General features: G+C 69.9%; 17 protein-coding genes. 10 read left to right on the top strand and 7 right to left on the bottom strand.

Going from position 1 to position 14,820, the window contains the following annotated elements:
* Positions 1-11: 11 nt before the first annotated feature.
* On the bottom strand, positions 12-998 hold the full coding sequence (locus tag KV102_RS06600) for a pirin family protein (RefSeq protein WP_220345674.1): 987 nt from the start codon (positions 996-998) through the stop codon (positions 12-14).
* A 123-nt stretch (positions 999-1,121) separates the two neighbouring features.
* Between KV102_RS06600 and KV102_RS06595 the strand changes: the two genes are divergently transcribed.
* Positions 1,122-1,913: an ABC transporter ATP-binding protein gene (locus KV102_RS06595; RefSeq protein WP_220345673.1), complete on the top strand. Its 792-nt coding sequence runs from the start codon at positions 1,122-1,124 to the stop codon at positions 1,911-1,913.
* Positions 1,913-4,444, top strand: a complete 2,532-nt coding sequence (locus tag KV102_RS06590) for an ABC transporter permease (protein WP_220345672.1) — start codon at positions 1,913-1,915, stop codon at positions 4,442-4,444. Before KV102_RS06595 ends, KV102_RS06590 begins: the two co-directional genes overlap by 1 nt.
* Before the next feature lie 31 nt (positions 4,445-4,475).
* On the opposite strand, the gene KV102_RS06585 is transcribed toward KV102_RS06590, so the two are convergent.
* On the bottom strand, positions 4,476-4,685 hold the full coding sequence (locus KV102_RS06585) for a hypothetical protein (protein ID WP_220345671.1): 210 nt from the start codon (positions 4,683-4,685) through the stop codon (positions 4,476-4,478).
* 65 nt (positions 4,686-4,750) lie between these two features.
* Between KV102_RS06585 and KV102_RS06580 the strand changes: the two genes are divergently transcribed.
* From KV102_RS06580 to KV102_RS06555, 6 genes are all read left to right on the top strand, one after another.
* Positions 4,751-4,996: a hypothetical protein gene (locus tag KV102_RS06580; protein WP_220345669.1), complete on the top strand. Its 246-nt coding sequence runs from the start codon at positions 4,751-4,753 to the stop codon at positions 4,994-4,996.
* 106 nt (positions 4,997-5,102) lie between these two features.
* Positions 5,103-5,390, top strand: a complete 288-nt coding sequence (gene rpsF, locus KV102_RS06575) for a 30S ribosomal protein S6 (protein WP_220342728.1) — start codon at positions 5,103-5,105, stop codon at positions 5,388-5,390.
* Positions 5,391-5,523: 133 nt separating this feature from the next.
* On the top strand, positions 5,524-6,072 hold the full coding sequence (locus KV102_RS06570) for a single-stranded DNA-binding protein (RefSeq protein WP_220342727.1): 549 nt from the start codon (positions 5,524-5,526) through the stop codon (positions 6,070-6,072).
* 95 nt (positions 6,073-6,167) lie between these two features.
* Positions 6,168-6,407 (top strand): 30S ribosomal protein S18, encoded by a 240-nt coding sequence (rpsR, locus tag KV102_RS06565; RefSeq protein ID WP_220342726.1) that lies wholly within the window; start codon positions 6,168-6,170, stop codon positions 6,405-6,407.
* Between the two features lie 22 nt (positions 6,408-6,429).
* A complete protein-coding gene (gene rplI / locus KV102_RS06560) occupies positions 6,430-6,873 on the top strand; it encodes a 50S ribosomal protein L9 (RefSeq protein WP_220342725.1) in 444 nt (147 codons plus the stop codon).
* Positions 6,874-7,014: 141 nt separating this feature from the next.
* Complete coding sequence (locus KV102_RS06555; RefSeq protein ID WP_255560571.1) at positions 7,015-7,575, top strand: DoxX family membrane protein; 561 nt, start codon at positions 7,015-7,017, stop codon at positions 7,573-7,575.
* 57 nt (positions 7,576-7,632) lie between these two features.
* Here KV102_RS06555 and KV102_RS06550 read toward each other — a convergent pair whose 3' ends face one another.
* Both KV102_RS06550 and KV102_RS06545 read right to left on the bottom strand, forming a co-directional pair.
* Positions 7,633-8,715: a glutamate--cysteine ligase gene (locus KV102_RS06550; RefSeq protein ID WP_220345668.1), complete on the bottom strand. Its 1,083-nt coding sequence runs from the start codon at positions 8,713-8,715 to the stop codon at positions 7,633-7,635.
* A gap of 37 nt (positions 8,716-8,752) precedes the next feature.
* Positions 8,753-9,433, bottom strand: a complete 681-nt coding sequence (locus tag KV102_RS06545; protein WP_220345667.1) for an HAD family hydrolase — start codon at positions 9,431-9,433, stop codon at positions 8,753-8,755.
* 128 nt (positions 9,434-9,561) lie between these two features.
* Here KV102_RS06545 and KV102_RS06540 point away from each other — a divergent pair, with 128 nt between their 5' ends.
* Positions 9,562-10,566, top strand: coding sequence for a Ku protein (locus tag KV102_RS06540; protein WP_220342722.1), 1,005 nt, complete (start codon positions 9,562-9,564; stop codon positions 10,564-10,566).
* A gap of 108 nt (positions 10,567-10,674) precedes the next feature.
* Positions 10,675-10,872 carry a hypothetical protein gene (locus KV102_RS06535; RefSeq protein WP_220345666.1) on the top strand — a complete coding sequence of 66 codons (198 nt, stop codon included), beginning with the start codon at positions 10,675-10,677 and terminating at the stop codon, positions 10,870-10,872.
* 13 nt (positions 10,873-10,885) lie between these two features.
* Here the strand turns inward: KV102_RS06535 and KV102_RS06530 are convergent, their stop codons facing one another.
* From KV102_RS06530 to KV102_RS06520, 3 genes are read right to left on the bottom strand one after another with little or no spacing between them, the layout of a single operon-like run.
* Positions 10,886-12,199 (bottom strand): MATE family efflux transporter, encoded by a 1,314-nt coding sequence (locus KV102_RS06530; RefSeq protein ID WP_301021813.1) that lies wholly within the window; start codon positions 12,197-12,199, stop codon positions 10,886-10,888.
* A gap of 60 nt (positions 12,200-12,259) precedes the next feature.
* Positions 12,260-13,849 (bottom strand): ABC transporter permease, encoded by a 1,590-nt coding sequence (locus KV102_RS06525; RefSeq protein WP_220345665.1) that lies wholly within the window; start codon positions 13,847-13,849, stop codon positions 12,260-12,262.
* A complete protein-coding gene (locus KV102_RS06520) occupies positions 13,846-14,775 on the bottom strand; it encodes an ABC transporter ATP-binding protein (RefSeq protein WP_220345664.1) in 930 nt (309 codons plus the stop codon). Before KV102_RS06520 ends, KV102_RS06525 begins: the two co-directional genes overlap by 4 nt.
* Between the last annotated feature and the right edge of the window lie 45 nt (positions 14,776-14,820).

Here is a 14,820-nt window from a genome sequence, read left to right as displayed (position 1 = left end):
GTGCTCAGGACTCAGCGCGGCGGCTGTTTGCGGGGCGCGAGGCGGACGTGGGGCAGTGCGGGGGCGGGAAGCGCGGCTCCGTCCCACGCGGCGGGGAACGGTCCGTACGCGTCAGGGTCGCCGCTGCCGTCCACCTGAGCCGTCCACGCCTGCCGGAACCGCACGATCTCGTCGTGGTCACGGCCGACGAAGTTCCACCACATGACGATCTCCTCGTCGAGCGGCACGCCACCGATGAGGACGACCCGGCCGTCCGTCTCGCCGGTGCGCAGCACCAGCGTCGTACGCCCGACCGGCCGGTACGCGAGAGCGGCCGGTTCCACGTGCGTGCCGTCGACGTCGACCGGCCCGAGATCGACGAGAACGCCGTGCTCGTACGCCGGGTCGAGGTCGAAGCGGACCTCGGCACGCGCCGGCAGGGCGATCTCAGCCGCGACGAGGGGCGTGAACGTGGTGACCGGCGAGGAGGCGCCGGCGAAGTCACCGACGAACGTCCGCACGGTGGCAGCACCGAGGCGCACCGGCAGGGTGGCGAAGTGCTCGAACGCTCGGTCGCCGAAGCGGTCGGGGGCCGGGAGCGCCGTCCACAGCTGGACTCCCCGCAGCGTCGTGGTGTCGGCGGTCGAGTACTCCGAGTGCGCGATCCCCCGACCGGAGGTCATCAGGTTGACCTCGCCGGGCCGGATGCGCGTGACCGACCCGACCGTGTCCCGGTGCTCGACCTCGCCGTCGAACAGCCAGGTCACCGTCTGGAGACCGGTGTGGGGGTGGCCGGGCACCGCCATCCCGCCGGACTCGCTGACGTCGTCCGGTCCGTAGTGGTCGGCGAAGCACCAGGCCCCGATCAGCGAGCGCAGGCGCTGGGGGAGCGTACGACGCACCGTCATCGCCCGTGGTCCACCCAGGGGGACGAGCCGAGGCTCGAGCAGCTCCACCTCGGCCTCGTCCGACGAGGGCGGCACGGTGATCTCCTGAGGGTCGCGCTCGGTGTTGCTCATGCGACCAGTGTCAGGGACGTCGGGCACGGCACGCACGTGTTCGCCAGCGGCAAAACCCGTGCCGTCGCGCCCCCACCTTCCCCTACCGTGGGATTTCAAACCCGCCTCGTCAGGAGTTGTGTCATGTCCGACGGCCCCACCCCAGCTCGCACGATCGCCGCCCGGGCGGTGGACCTGCGCAAGACCTACGGCAAGCAGGAGGCGGAGGTCCGAGCCCTCGACGGGGTGAGCATCGACGTCTACGAGGGCGAGTTCACCGCCGTGATGGGCCCGTCCGGCTCCGGGAAGTCGACCCTGATGCACCTGCTCGCCGCGCTCGACAACGCGACCAGCGGCTCGGTCTTCATCGGCGACACGGAGCTCTCGGCGCTCAACGACAAGCAGCTGACGCGCCTGCGGCGCGACGACGTCGGATTCGTCTTCCAGGCCTTCAACCTCGTGCCGACGCTCACAGCCGAGGAGAACATCCTGCTTCCTCTGTCGATCGCCGGCCGCAAGCCCGACCCGGCCTGGTACGACGAGGTGATCGACACCGTCGGGCTGCGCGACCGCCTGCGGCACCGTCCCAACGAGATGTCGGGCGGCCAGCAGCAGCGCGTCGCCGCGGCGCGTGCTCTGGTCGGCCGACCCACGATCGTCTTCGCCGACGAGCCCACGGGCAACCTCGACTCGACCTCGGGTGCCGAGGTCCTGAGCTTCCTCCAGCACAGCGTCCGCGAGCTCGGGCAGACCGTCGTGATGGTGACCCATGACCCGGTCGCCGCGTCCTACACCGACCGGGTCGTCTTCCTCGCCGACGGCAAGGTCGTCGACGAGATGCGGGCGCCGACCCCGGAGACCGTGCTCGAGCGGATGGCCAAGATCCAGATGCGCGCGCTCGAGACGGCTGCTGCGGCCGAGGGCGGTGCCGCCTGATGCTGCGGGTGACGCTGCGCAACCTGCTGGCGCGCAAGGTGCGCCTGCTGATGAGCGCGTTCGCGATCGTCCTCGGCGTCGCGTTCGTCGCCGGCACCCTCATCTTCACCGACACGATGAGCAAGTCCTTCGACGGCATCATCGAGGGATCCACTGCCGACGTGACCGTCCGTGCCGAGGGCACCGGGAGCTGGGAGCAGGCGCCGAGCGCCGACACCCGCACCATCCCGGCGTCCGTCGTCGACGAGCTGCGTGAGCTCCCCGGCGTCGCCCGTGCCGACGGCACGGTGCAGAGCCAGTCGCTGACGCTCGTCGGGTCCGACGGCAAGCTGGTCGCGGGCTTCGGACCCCCGACGCTGTCGTTCAACTACGACGAGGCGCCCGCCATGACGGGCGAGCAGATGGTCGTCGTCTCCGAGGGCCGGCCACCGTCCGCCGACGGCGAGGTGGCGATCGACGCCACGAGCGCCGAGAAGGGCGGGTACGAGGTCGGCGACACCGTGACGTTGGTGTCCGCCGGTGACCAGCCCACGCTAGAGGCCACGCTGGTCGGCCTCGCGCAGTTCGGCGGAGGATCGATGGCCGGTGCATCGCTGGTGCTCTTCGACGTCGGCTACGCCCAGGACCTCTTCCTCGACGGCAAGGACGTCTACAACGCGGTCTCCCTCACCGCTGACGACGGTGCGACGCCGCAGGAGGTGGCGTACGAGGCGGAGAAGGTGCTGCCCGACGGGTTCGAGGCCGCCACCGGCGACGCCGTCGCTGCGGAGAGCGAGGACGCGATCGGTGAGATCCTCGGGTTCCTGACGACGATTCTGCTCGTGTTCGCGGGCATCGCGATCGTGGTCGGCACCTTCCTCATCATCAACACGTTCTCGATCCTGGTCGCACAGCGCAGCCGCGAGCTGGCGCTGCTGCGGGCCCTCGGTGCCTCGCGGCGGCAGGTGAGCCGGTCCGTGCTGATCGAGGCGCTCGTGGTGGGTCTCATCGGATCGACCGTCGGCGTGCTGCTCGGGATCGGGCTCGCCCACGGTCTGACGGCGCTCTTCAAGAGCTTCGGCCTCGACGTGAGTGACACGCCATTGGTGATCTCGCCCCGCACGTGGGTCGTCGGCTACGTGGTGGGTCTGCTGGTGACGCTTGTCGCCGCCTACCTGCCGGCCCGCCGGGCGTCGCGGGTCGCGCCGGTCGCGGCCATGCGTGACGACGTCGCGCTGCCGGAGTCGTCGATGCGTCTGCGGATGCTCGTCGGCGCGGTTCTCGTCGTCATCGGCGCGGGCCTGGTGTGGCTCGGGCTCTCCGGGGTCGACAACGGCGCGTGGTACGTCGGGGGCGGCGTCCTCGCGATCCTCATCGGCGTCTCGCTGATGAGCCCGCTGCTCAGCCATCCCGTCCTCGTCGCGCTCGGCGGCTTGTTCCGCCCGTTCGGTCTCGTGGGACGCATGGCGACCCAGAACGCGCTGCGCAACCCGCGCCGTACGGCCGCGACGGCCTCGGCGCTCATGATCGGGCTGACTCTCGTGACGACGATGAGCATCCTGGGCTCGTCGGTCAACAAGTCGGTCGACGTCGGTGTCACCAAGGAGTTCACGAGCGACTTCCTCCTCACCAACCCGGTCGGGGCTCCGTTCTCGACGTCGATCGCGGAGGAGATCCGCGGCATCGACGGTGTCGGAGACGTGGTGGAGGCGCAGTTCGTGCCTGCCTCCGTCGAGGGCTCCTTCGCCGGCCTGACCGCGACCGATCCGGCCGAGCTCTTCTCGATGTTCGAGCTCGACGCCACGGCGGACACGCTGGCCGCCGACGAGGTCGCGGTCCGGGAGGACACCGCAGAGGAGCGAGGCCTCGAGGTGGGGGACACGGTCGATGTCACCACGCAGTCCGGTGACTACCCGATGACGGTGGCCGGCACGTTCCCCGAGTCCAACGTCGTCTCCAACTACGTCACGTCGTTCGGGTTCGTGGACCGCGTCAAGCTCAGCCGCGAGGACTCCTTCGTGGCCGTCACCGCCGCGCCGGGGAGGTCGGGAGCCGACATCGAGGACCCCGTGCGTGACGTCGTGGCCGACATCCCGACCGTGGTCGTCCAGACCCAGGACGAGTTCATCGAGTCCCAGCGCGACCAGATCAACACGATCCTCATGCTGATCAACGCGCTCCTCGGGCTGGCGATCGTGATCGCGGCCCTGGGCATCGTCAACACCCTCGCGCTGAGCGTGATCGAGCGGACGCGCGAGGTCGGGCTCCTCCGGTCGGTCGGGATGAGCCGACGGCAGCTGCGTCGGATGGTGCGGCTGGAGGCGGTGGCGATCGCGGTCCTGGGTGCGGTGCTCGGCATCGCGATGGGCCTGGTGTTCGGCGTGGTCCTGCAACGGGCGCTCGAGGACGAGGGGATCACCGAGCTCTCGATCCCGTACACGACCCTGGTCGTCTATGTCCTCATCGCGGCGGTGGTGGGCGTGCTCGCGGCGGTGTTCCCGGCACTGCGGGCCTCGCGCCTCAACGTGCTGCGGGCCATCGCGACCGAGTAGGCCACGTGCGGCGGGGCTGGGTCGCGCGTGATCACGTCACGGCGGAGAGCCCCGCCGCCAGGGCGAACCCGATCACCGCGGCCAGCCCGGCCCTGTCCTGCACCTTCGCCCGGGCCTCCGGCACCATCGCCCCGACCAGCATCACCAGCAGGGCGCCGGCGGCGAACCCGTCCACCACCCCTTCGAACCGGTCCGCGGTGACGCGCGAGGCGGCATACCCCAGGCCGCTCGCCGGCGGCACGCATGTCCGTCACCGAACCCATCGCCTCCGGAAGGTTGGACACGAAGACCGCGACGAGGAGCACCGTGCTGACCTCACCCCGCTCGGCGGTCCCGATGCCCAGCGGCGCCGCCGGCCGGGCGGCCGCCGATCCGCTGGACCCAGCGGTCGGCCACGAAGTACGCGACGGCTCCGAGCGTCAGCCCCACGGTCAGCGCGACCGCACCTCCGAACTCCAGTGCCTGTGGGAACAGCTCGTACGAGATGCTGGTGAGGAGCTCCTCGCCATGCTGCCGGTCGGCGATTTGGGACCCGCGGGGGTGCCCCGATAGACTGAGTCGGTTGCCCGGCCACCATCCGGTGTGCTCGGGCAGCTCGATGCAACCCTCCTGTCACGGAAAGACCGTGACCGTACAGACCGAAGGAGGTGGAGTTGCCTTGCGTCACTACGAAGTCATGGTGATCCTCGATCCCGACCTCGACGAGCGCACGGTCGCCCCGAGCCTGGACACGTACCTCAACGTGGTGCGTCAGGACGGCGGTACCGTCGACAACGTCGACATCTGGGGCAAGCGTCGTTTTGCCTACGAGATCAACAAGCGGTCCGAGGGCATCTACGCCGTGGTCGACCTGACCGCGACGCCCGAGACCGTCAAGGAGCTCGACCGTCAGCTCACGCTGAACGAGTCCGTCATGCGTACGAAGGTCATCCGGCCCGAGAAGTGACGGACGCCCGACAGGTCGTCCCCAGCAGGTCCGTCCCGGTGGTTTCCACCGGGGGCGTGCAGGGGGTCGCCTCTGTCGGAGTCTTGATGTTGACTGCTAGCCAGCAGACATCCCGCGAACGTTGGAGTGAGACATGGCAGGCGAGACCGTCATCACCGTCGTCGGCAACCTTGTGGACGAGCCCGAGCTGCGGTTCACGCCGTCCGGCGCAGCGGTTGCCAACTTCCGCATCGCCTCGACGCCGCGCACCTTCGACCGCCAGAGCGGCGAGTGGCGCGACGGCGACACGCTCTTCCTGGGCTGCGCCGTGTGGCGCCAGGCCGCGGAGAACGTGGCCGAGTCGCTGCAGAAGGGCATGCGTGTGATCGTGCAGGGACGCCTCAAGTCCCGGCAGTACGAGACCCGCGAGGGCGAGAAGCGCACCGTGTTCGAGATCGACGTCGACGAGGTCGGCCCGAGCCTGCGCAGCGCCACCGCCAAGGTCACCAAGGCCTCTCGCTCCGGTGGAGGTGGAGGCGGCGGCTACCAGCAGGGTGGCGGCGGCCAGGGCGGGTTCAGCGGCGGAGGCCAGTCGGCCCCGGCCAACGACCCGTGGTCCTCTCCCGCCCCGCAAGGCGGCAACGCTGGCAACGATCCGTGGGCGAGCACGCCCTCCGGCTCGAACGACGAACCCCCGTTCTGAGTCGTCGGATCTGAAGAACACTCAAGGCGGTCTCTCGACCGTCACGTCATTCCGACCCGTCCTGCGGGTCGGGCTCACCGGAAGGGAGCACCACAATGGCTGCCAAGCCCCCCATTCGTAAGCCGAAGAAGAAGAGCAACCCGCTCAAGGCTGCGAAGATCACCTACATCGACTACAAGGACGCCACCCTCCTGCGGAAGTTCATCTCCGACCGCGGCAAGATCCGCGCTCGCCGCGTCACGGGTGTCTCCGTCCAGGAGCAGCGCAAGATCGCCACGGCGATCAAGAACGCCCGCGAGATGGCGCTGCTGCCTTACACCTCCACCGGTCGCTGATCGTCGGGGAAGGGACAACACCATGAAGCTCATCCTCACGCACGAGGTCACCGGCCTCGGTGCCCCCGGCGACATCGTCGAGGTCAAGGGCGGCTACGGCCGCAACTACCTCCTGCCCCGCAACTTCGCCATCCGTTGGACGAAGGGCGCGGAGAAGCAGGTCGAGTCGATCAAGAAGGCTCGCGACTCGCGTGCGATCCACGACCTGGACGGCGCGACGGCGCTCAAGCAGAAGCTCGAGTCCAACGCTGTCAGCGTCCCGGCTCGCGCCGGTGCCGAGGGCCGCCTGTTCGGTGCCATCACGGTGTCGGACGTCGCCACTGCGCTCGAGGGCGCCGGCGCCAACGTCGACAAGCGTCGGATCGAGATCGGCAACCCGATCAAGACGGTCGGCACGTACGACGTGCAGGTGCGCGTGCACCCCGAGGTCACCGCAAAGGTGACCATCAACGTGGTCGCCGCCTGACCCGCTGCTCACACAGACGAAGGGCCCGTCACCCTCGGGGTGGCGGGTCCTTCGTCGTCTGGCGTGACTCGAACGCTGACGGCAGCCCTGGTTACCCCCCATGATGGGAGTTGCCCGATTCCACTCCCCCGGAAGGACATCATGAACAAGACCATCGGCCGACCGTCTCGAGGAGGCGGCGTCCTCGCCGCTCGAGACCAGAACCAGGCGGTCAACACGAGCGTCTTCGCCCAGGCACTCGCGGCGATGCGGATCGCTTTCGGGCTCACGTTCCTGTGGGCCTTCCTCGACAAGCTGTTCGGCCTCGGATTCTCGACGCCCAGCGAGGGAGCGGTGATCAACGGCGGGAGCCCGACCGACGGTTACCTCTCCAACGCGCCCGACGGCCCGTTCGAGGACCTCTACCACTCGCTCGCCGGCGTGTGGCTGGTCGACGTCCTGTTCATGCTGGGACTGCTCGTCGTCGGCATCACGCTGACCCTCGGCATCGCGATCCGGATCGGCGCGCTCGTCGGTGTCCTGCTCTACGTGATGATGTGGACCGTCGTGCTTCCGCCGGAAAACCACCCGATCCTCGACGAGCACATCCTCGGCGCCCTCGGCGTCGCGGTCGTCGGTCTCGGTCTCGCCGGGGACACGTGGGGTCTCGGTCGCTGGTGGGGCGCGCAGAAGGCAGTGCGGAAGAACCCCGTCCTCAGGTGACGTGAACGTGTCATGACATGGGCCACCCGGTCGTCTGACCGGGTGGCCCTGTCGCGTTCAGGAGTCCGGGTCGGTGCGCGCCGCGAGGTCGGTGACCACGGCCCGGAGATCCCCGGTGCTGCCGACGCGGCGTTGGTGGTCGGCGCCGTTGCCGTCGCGCAGGATCCGGTCGATCCCTGCACAGACCAGGTCGGTGTCACCCGTGGCCGCCAGCGCGTCGGCGACGTGCTCGACGAGACCTCCCAGCACCTCTGCAGCGGGGCGCTGCTGTCGCGAGCGAGGATCGAGCAGGGTGTCGGACAATCCATACCGTGCCGCCTGCCAGCGAGCACCGCGCAGGAGCTCGACGCGCCAGGGGTCGAGCGGCTTCCCGTCGGCCCAGGCACGCGCCTCGGTCTCGACCAGCGCGCGGCACAGCCCGGCGAGCAGCACACCGTCGCGGACGTCGGTGCACACGTCGGTGACGCGGAGCTCGACCGTCGGGTACGAGCGGGCGCGACGAACGTCGAAGTAGACCATGCCCTCGTCCAGAGCGGCGCCCGAGGTGATGAGCTCCTCCACGGCGACGTCGTACGTCGCGGCGTCGCCGAACGGCTCGACCGGTCCTGCCGTCGGCCACTCCGTCCACCGGCGCGATCGCCAGCTGGCGTGAGCGGTGTCGCGGCCGTCGTCGTACGGCGAGTTGGCGCTGAGCGCGAGCAGCACCGGCAGCCACGGGCGTACGCGGTCGATGACGCCGACAGCCTCCTCGTCGTCGTGGATGTCGACGTGCACGTGCATCCCGCAGACGGCGGCGCTCTCGCCGATCGCCCCGAACTCGTCGAGCATCCGCTCGTACCGTGCCTTCGGGGTGACCTCGGACTCGCCGCTCGGCAACGGGGACGTGCCGGAGGCGATGGCCGCGGCTCCCGCGGCTCGTGCGGCCGCAACCGTCTGACGGCGTACGTCGTGGAGGTCGGTCGCCAGGTCGGTGAGCCGCGCGTGCGGTGAGGTCATGGTCTCGAGCTGTTCGAGGAACAGCTCGTGCTCCAGATCCGCGTCACCGTCGTGGCGCCGTAGCGCGCGTTGAGAGACCGTCTTCGTGAGGCCCGTGGCCGGGTCGACGAGGAGCAGCTCTTCCTCGATTCCCATCTTTCGCATCGCCAAAGTGTCGCGGCTCGGGGCCGCGTGCGCAGACTCAGCGGAGCAAGGGAGCGATCGGTGAGGAGTCGATCATCGCGTGCAGCACCGCGACGTCCTCGTACACCTCGACCGCGCCGGCGCCACGCAGCTCGCCCGGGCCACTCCCTCCGCTGCGGACGGCGAGGAACGGGACTCCGACCCGTTGCGCGGCGATGCCGTCCCACACGGCGTCGCCGACCATGACGGCGCGGCCGGCCTCCACGCCGACGGCGGCGAGCGCGACCTGGACGATGTCGGGCTCTGGCTTGGCCTCCGCGACGTCGTCGGCGTTGGTGACCGCGTCCACCAGGTCGTCGCAGTCCAGTGCCTCACGCAGTCGATCGAGCTCGTGGGGTGGGGCGGACGTCGCGAGGACGATCAGGGCGCCGCGGTCGCGGATCTCCCGCAGCAGCGGTCGCACCCCGTCGAATCGACGCAGCTCGCCGGCCAGCTCGGCGTACTGGGAGGCGTGCAGATCCTTCGCCGCCACCCGGGCCGCGTCGTCCGCGTCACCGGCGAGGTCGTCGAGGAGGCGGCTGTTGTCCATGCCGATCGCGCGGTGGATCCGCCAGGTGTCGACGGTGATCCCTGCCTGGCGGAACGCCGTCGTCCAGGCCCGCACGTGAAGGTAGTTCGAGTCCATGAGGGTCCCGTCGATGTCGAAGAGGACCGCGGTGCGTGCTCCGTCAGTGGTCATGGTTCAAGAATCGAGCGGGACTAGGCTTTGCGCACACGATGACCGATGACTCGGCGCCATCGGGCCGGTCTCCCGATTGACAGCATGGACGTCGGCCGGTTCGCTGGGCCTACGAGAGAGGTGGAGCGATGCGCGCGATGTGGAAGGGCACGATCTCGTTCGGCCTGGTCACGATCCCGGTCAAGATGTACGGCGCGACGTCCACGCACGACATCTCCTTCCGTCAGGTCCGACGGAGCGACGGGTCGCGCGTGAAGTACAAGCGTGTCGCCGAGGCGGACGGCGAGGTCGTCGACTACGGCGAGATCGCCAAGGGCTACGAGCTCCCCGACGGACGGATGGTCGTCCTGACCGACGACGACATGGAGGAGCTGCCGCTGCCCACCAAGAAGGTGGTCGACGTCCTCGAGTTCGTCCCGCTGGAACAGATCGACCCGATCTTCCACAACAAGAGCTATTACCTCGAGCCCGACACGAACGCCGGTCTCAAGCCGTACCTCCTGCTCCGTGAGGCGCTCGAGGCCTCCGACATGGTCGCGGTCGTGAAGGTGACGATCGGCACACGCGAGCAGCTGGCGACCATCAGGGTGCGTGAGGACGTCCTCACGCTGAGCACGTTGATGTGGGCCGACGAGATCCGCAAGCCGGAGTTCTCCTTCCTCGGTGAGGACGTGCAGCTGCGACCCCAGGAGATCAAGATGGCGCAGTCCCTGGTGGCCAGCATGGAGGCCGACTTCGACCCCGAGCAGTACCACGACGAGTACGAGGTCGCCCTCGACGAGCTGGTCGCGGCGAAGCTCGAGGGCAACGAGGTCGTGCAGCCGGCCGTCGGCGAGGGCGCGGAGCAGCCCGACAATGTCGTGGACCTGATGTCCGCTCTCCAGGCGTCGATCGACCGGGCGAAGAAGGGCGAGGGCGAGGCCGTCGCCGGGGTGGACGCCGACGAGAAGGACGAGGCCGACGGGGCCGACGAGAAGCCCGCCAAGAAGGCCGCGGCGAAGAAGGGCTCTACCAAGAAGGCCCCGGCGAAGAAGACGACCGAGAAGAAGACGGCGGCCAAGAAGACGACCGCCAAGAAGACCCCGGCGAAGAAGCCCGCAGCCAAGAAGACGGCCGCCAAGAAGGCTTCCTGACGCGCTCAGGATGACACGCCGGGGCCGGCCGCTCGTTGATCGTGTCAGTGCCGAGAGGGACACTCGAAGCGTGGGGGATACCCCGTCCCGTACGAGAGGTGAGCACGCATGATGTCCGAGATGGTCGCGATCTGCACCGACTGCGCTGCCGAGTTCGGCGTGGCGGACGGGTGGCTCGACCGGTGCGCAGAGTGCTGCGCTGTGCGCGACGACCACCTTTCCGGTCTCCACACGGCGTACGCGAAGGGCTGCACCGACTGCGATCGTGCCGACGACGCGCCTCGCGCGGGAGTGCACGCCGCCTGACCGCCGAGTGCGCCTAGACCGCGCCGACCACCATCCAGCGGTCGGTCCGTTCACGTAGCACCAGCGTCACCATCCGCGCGAGCATGAAGCCCGCGTACGCCACCCAGAGCCACGTCAGCCCTGCGTCGAGCATCCACACGGCGACGGCGAGCGGGGCGTACGCGATCAGGGTCACGACTCCGGCCCACGCGAGATAGGCCCCGTCGCCGGCTCCGATCAGCACGCCGTCGAGGACGAAGACCACTCCGGACACCGGCTGCGTGAGCGCGATCACGACGAGCGCTCCGACGATCAGGTGCTGGACGTCGGGGTCGGAGGTGAAGAGCTTCGGCAGCCAGGGAACCGACGCCAGCAGCAGCACCGTGGCGACGACACCCGAGGCGACACCCCAGCCGATCATCCGGCGCGTGGTCGCTCGGGTCCCCGTGACGTCGCCCGCCCCCAGCGAGCGGCCCGTCAGCGTCTGTCCGGCGATCGCGATCGCGTCCAGCGCGAACGCCAGGATCGAGACGATGGTCACCGCGACCTGGTGGGCGGCCAGCGCCGCCGAGCCCATCGTCGCCGCGACCGCCGTCGCGATCAGGAGGGCGGCGCGCAGGGTGAGCGTCCGGACCACCAGCGCCACCCCTGCACGCGCGGCCTCATGGATGCCCGCGCGGTGGGGCCGGACTGGTGCGCGCTGGGCCCGGACCGCACGGACCACGACATACCCGAGGAACAGTCCCGACCCGAGCTGGGCCACGGTGGTGCCGATCGCCGCCCCTCGGATCCCCATGTCGAGCCCGTAGACGAGGACGAGGTTGAGGATCACGTTGACCACGTTGGCCACGATCACGGTGTAGAGGGGCGTCTTGAGGTCTTGGAGGCCACGAAGCACCCCGGTCGCCGCGAGGACCACGAGCATGGCCGGGATGCCGGGAGCAGCCCACACCAGATAGGTGACGGCCTGGTCCGCGACCACGTCCGACGGTCCGAACGCGCCGACGATGAGGGAGGCGCCTGCTCCGGCCAGCAGCGCGGCCAGGGCGCCGATGAGGACGGCGAGCCACAGACCGCTCATGCCCGACGCCATCGCCCCCCGCAGGTCGCCCGCGCCGATGTGGCGTCCGACCGAGGCGGTGGTGCCGTACGCGAGGAACACGCAGAGTCCGACGAAGGTCTGCAGGACCGTCGACGCGATCGCGAGCCCGGCGAGCGGGTCGGTCCCGAGGTGGCCGATGATCGCGGTGTCCGCGGCCAGCATGAGGGGCTCGGAGACGAGCGCTGCGAACGCGGGGACGGCGATCCGGAAGATCTCGCGGTCGCGTGCGTCCAGGTGCAGCCTCACGCCGACCAGTCTGGCTCAATCGCGGCCGCGGTCGGCTCGGGGGACTCCCCGGTGCCCGCCTCAGTTCTGGACGTCACGCCGGCGGAACCCGACGAAGCCCGCCGTCGTCAGCGCGGCCGCCACCAGGGTGAGACACAGGATCGGCGCCCACGCCACGTCGTCGAGCGGGACGAGCGCGAGGTGGGAGAAGGGGGACAGATCCGTGATCCAGTCGGGAAACTTCAGCAGCGGTCCGAAGAACATCACGACAGCAGCGAAGCCGATGCCGAGCCAGCCCAGCGGGGCTAGACGCGGGACGAAGCCGACGAGGAGCACCGTGAGGCCGATCATCACCCAGATCGCGGGGGCATAGGTGAGGGCCGACCACGCGAGCTGGCCGACCCTGTCGTACGACCCCGAGACCACCCCGTACATCCATCCGGTCGCCGCCCCCGCGAACACGACGCCCACCGTGGAGGCGATGACCGCGAGCGCGACGTGGCTCGCGAGGTACGTCCGGCGGCGCAGGGCCGTCGCCAGCACGGGTTCGGTCCTTCCGGCCGTCTCCTCGGCGCGGGCGCGGAGCGTCACCGCGACCCCGAACGCGGCGGTGATGATGGCGAGCATCAGCGTCGCGCTGCCGTAGAAGCCGTCGATCAGGGCCCTGCCGCCCGTCTCCCCACCCGTCAGCGACCCCGACAGGTCGCTGTCGCCGACGAGGTCGCCGACGTCGTCGCCGATGGTGCCGTACGCGGCGCCGCCGAAGGCCAGCCCGACCAGCCAACCGATGACGGCCGGGCGTTGGAGCCGCCACGCGAGCTCGTACGCCCCGCCTCGCCAGTCCTTCGACGCTGGACCGCGGCGGGGGGCGACGAGCCCCGCACCGAAGTCGCGGCGGTCGTGGAGGACATGAGCGACGGCGATCGACGCGAACGTCGCCCCGAGCAGCAGGAGAGCCGGCCACCACCGTTCGTCGGCGAAGGCGCGCATCTGCTGGCCCCAGCCGATCGGTGAGAGCCACGTCGCCGCGTTGTCGCCGACGTCGCCGACGGCACGCAGTGCGTACGCCACGCCGATCGCGGCGCCGCTCAGCCCCCACGCGCCGCGACTCGTGCTGCTGACCTGGGCGAAGATCAGCGCCAGTCCCATGAACACCATCCCGGTGAGGCCGCAGGCGCATCCCAGCGCCCACGACCCCTCGGCGGGGAGCCCGGACGCGATGAGAAGGAGCGCGATCGCGGCGATGAGCGTGAGGTTCGCGGCCGTGGCGACGGTGACCGCTGCGGCGCTGGGGGCCGCGCGACCGACGGCGCCGGCACGGACGAGCTCGTCAGCGCCGTTCTCCTCGCCGGCGCGCGTCTGGCGCACGATCAAGAACGTGCTCATCAGGCCGGCGAGGACCGCGCCGAACGCCGAGGTCTGCCAGGCGGTCTGCCCACCGATCGTGTCGAGGGCGTACTCGGGGCCGGCGATGGCGATGATCGCGGCGTTGCCCGAGAGGCTGGCGGCGAGCTGGTCGAGGTCCGCCTGCGTGGGGTAGGTGGCCTCGAGCGCGAGCGCCTGGACGGGGTAGAGCGAGGTGATGCCGAGGATCCACCACACGATCGCCATCCGTGACCGGCGCAACGCGAACCGCACGAGGACTGTGGTCCCGGCGAGGGCGTCGCTCACGATGACAGCTCTGTCGACGGCTCGGTGTCCTCCGACGGGTCGTCGCCGTAGTGGCGGAGAAACATCTCCTCGAGGGTCGGCGGGGAGCTGGAGAGTGCGGTGATGCCGAACGCGCCCAGCCGTGCGAGCACGTCACCGATCCGAGGGGTGTCGACGTCGAAGCGCGCTCGGGTCCCGTCGGCCTCGGTCACGAGATCGTGGATGCCGCTGAGCTGGGTGATCCCGTCGATCGGTCGCTCCGTGGAGACGTCGATCGACGTGCGCGTCAGGTGGCGCATCTGGACGAGCGTCCCGGACTCGACCGTGCGGCCCTCCCGGATGATCGTGACGCGGTCGCACAGCGCCTCGACCTCGCTGAGGATGTGGCTGGAGAGCAGGACGGTGCGTCCCTCCTCGCGGACCTCCTGGATGCACTCCCGGAAGACCTCCTCCATCACCGGGTCGAGTCCGGAGGTGGGCTCGTCGAGCAGCAGGAGCTCGGCGTCCGAGGCGAGACCGGCGACGAGTGCGACCTTCTGCCGGTTGCCCTTGGAGTAGGTGCGGCCGCGTTTGGTCGGGTCGAGCTGGAAGCGCTCGAGCAGCTCGTCGCGCCGTCCGCGGTCGACGCCGCCGCGCAGCCGCCCGAGGAGGTCGATGACCTCGCCGCCCGAGAGGTTGGGCCACAAGGTCACGTCTCCCGGCACGTAGGCGAGGCGCCGGTGCAGGGCCGTGGCCTCGGACCACGGGTCTCCGCCGAGGAGCAGAGCGGTGCCGGAGTCCTTGCGCAGGAGACCGAGGAGGATGCGGATGGCGGTGGACTTGCCTGCGCCGTTGGGGCCGAGGAAGCCGTGGACCTCGCCGGTGGCCACCGTGAGGTCGAGCCCGTCGAGGGCGTGCGTGGTGCCGAAGCTCTTGTGGAGCCCTGCGATCTCGATCGCCTGAGTCACCTCACGGACGTTACAGATGATTCAGAAATCTGTGAAGATAAATAC

Source organism: Mumia sp. zg.B53 (assembly GCF_019550935.1).
Taxonomy (GTDB): Bacteria; Actinomycetota; Actinomycetes; order Propionibacteriales; family Nocardioidaceae; genus Mumia.
The sequence above is the reverse complement of the archived record's forward strand: the minus strand, read 5'-3'. Positions and strand labels throughout refer to the sequence as shown.

Coding starts and splice junctions, on each gene's coding strand:
- KV102_RS06535 (WP_220345666.1), top strand. CDS start 10,675: ATGATGTCCGAGATGGTCGCGATCTGCACCGACTGCGCTGCCGAGTTC.
- KV102_RS06590 (WP_220345672.1), top strand. CDS start 1,913: ATGCTGCGGGTGACGCTGCGCAACCTGCTGGCGCGCAAGGTGCGCCTG.
- rplI (WP_220342725.1), top strand. CDS start 6,430: ATGAAGCTCATCCTCACGCACGAGGTCACCGGCCTCGGTGCCCCCGGC.
- KV102_RS06545 (WP_220345667.1), bottom strand. CDS start 9,433: ATGACCACTGACGGAGCACGCACCGCGGTCCTCTTCGACATCGACGGG.
- KV102_RS06600 (WP_220345674.1), bottom strand. CDS start 998: ATGAGCAACACCGAGCGCGACCCTCAGGAGATCACCGTGCCGCCCTCG.
- KV102_RS06540 (WP_220342722.1), top strand. CDS start 9,562: ATGCGCGCGATGTGGAAGGGCACGATCTCGTTCGGCCTGGTCACGATC.
- rpsR (WP_220342726.1), top strand. CDS start 6,168: ATGGCTGCCAAGCCCCCCATTCGTAAGCCGAAGAAGAAGAGCAACCCG.
- KV102_RS06595 (WP_220345673.1), top strand. CDS start 1,122: ATGTCCGACGGCCCCACCCCAGCTCGCACGATCGCCGCCCGGGCGGTG.
- KV102_RS06550 (WP_220345668.1), bottom strand. CDS start 8,715: ATGCGAAAGATGGGAATCGAGGAAGAGCTGCTCCTCGTCGACCCGGCC.
- KV102_RS06570 (WP_220342727.1), top strand. CDS start 5,524: ATGGCAGGCGAGACCGTCATCACCGTCGTCGGCAACCTTGTGGACGAG.
- KV102_RS06555 (WP_255560571.1), top strand. CDS start 7,015: ATGAACAAGACCATCGGCCGACCGTCTCGAGGAGGCGGCGTCCTCGCC.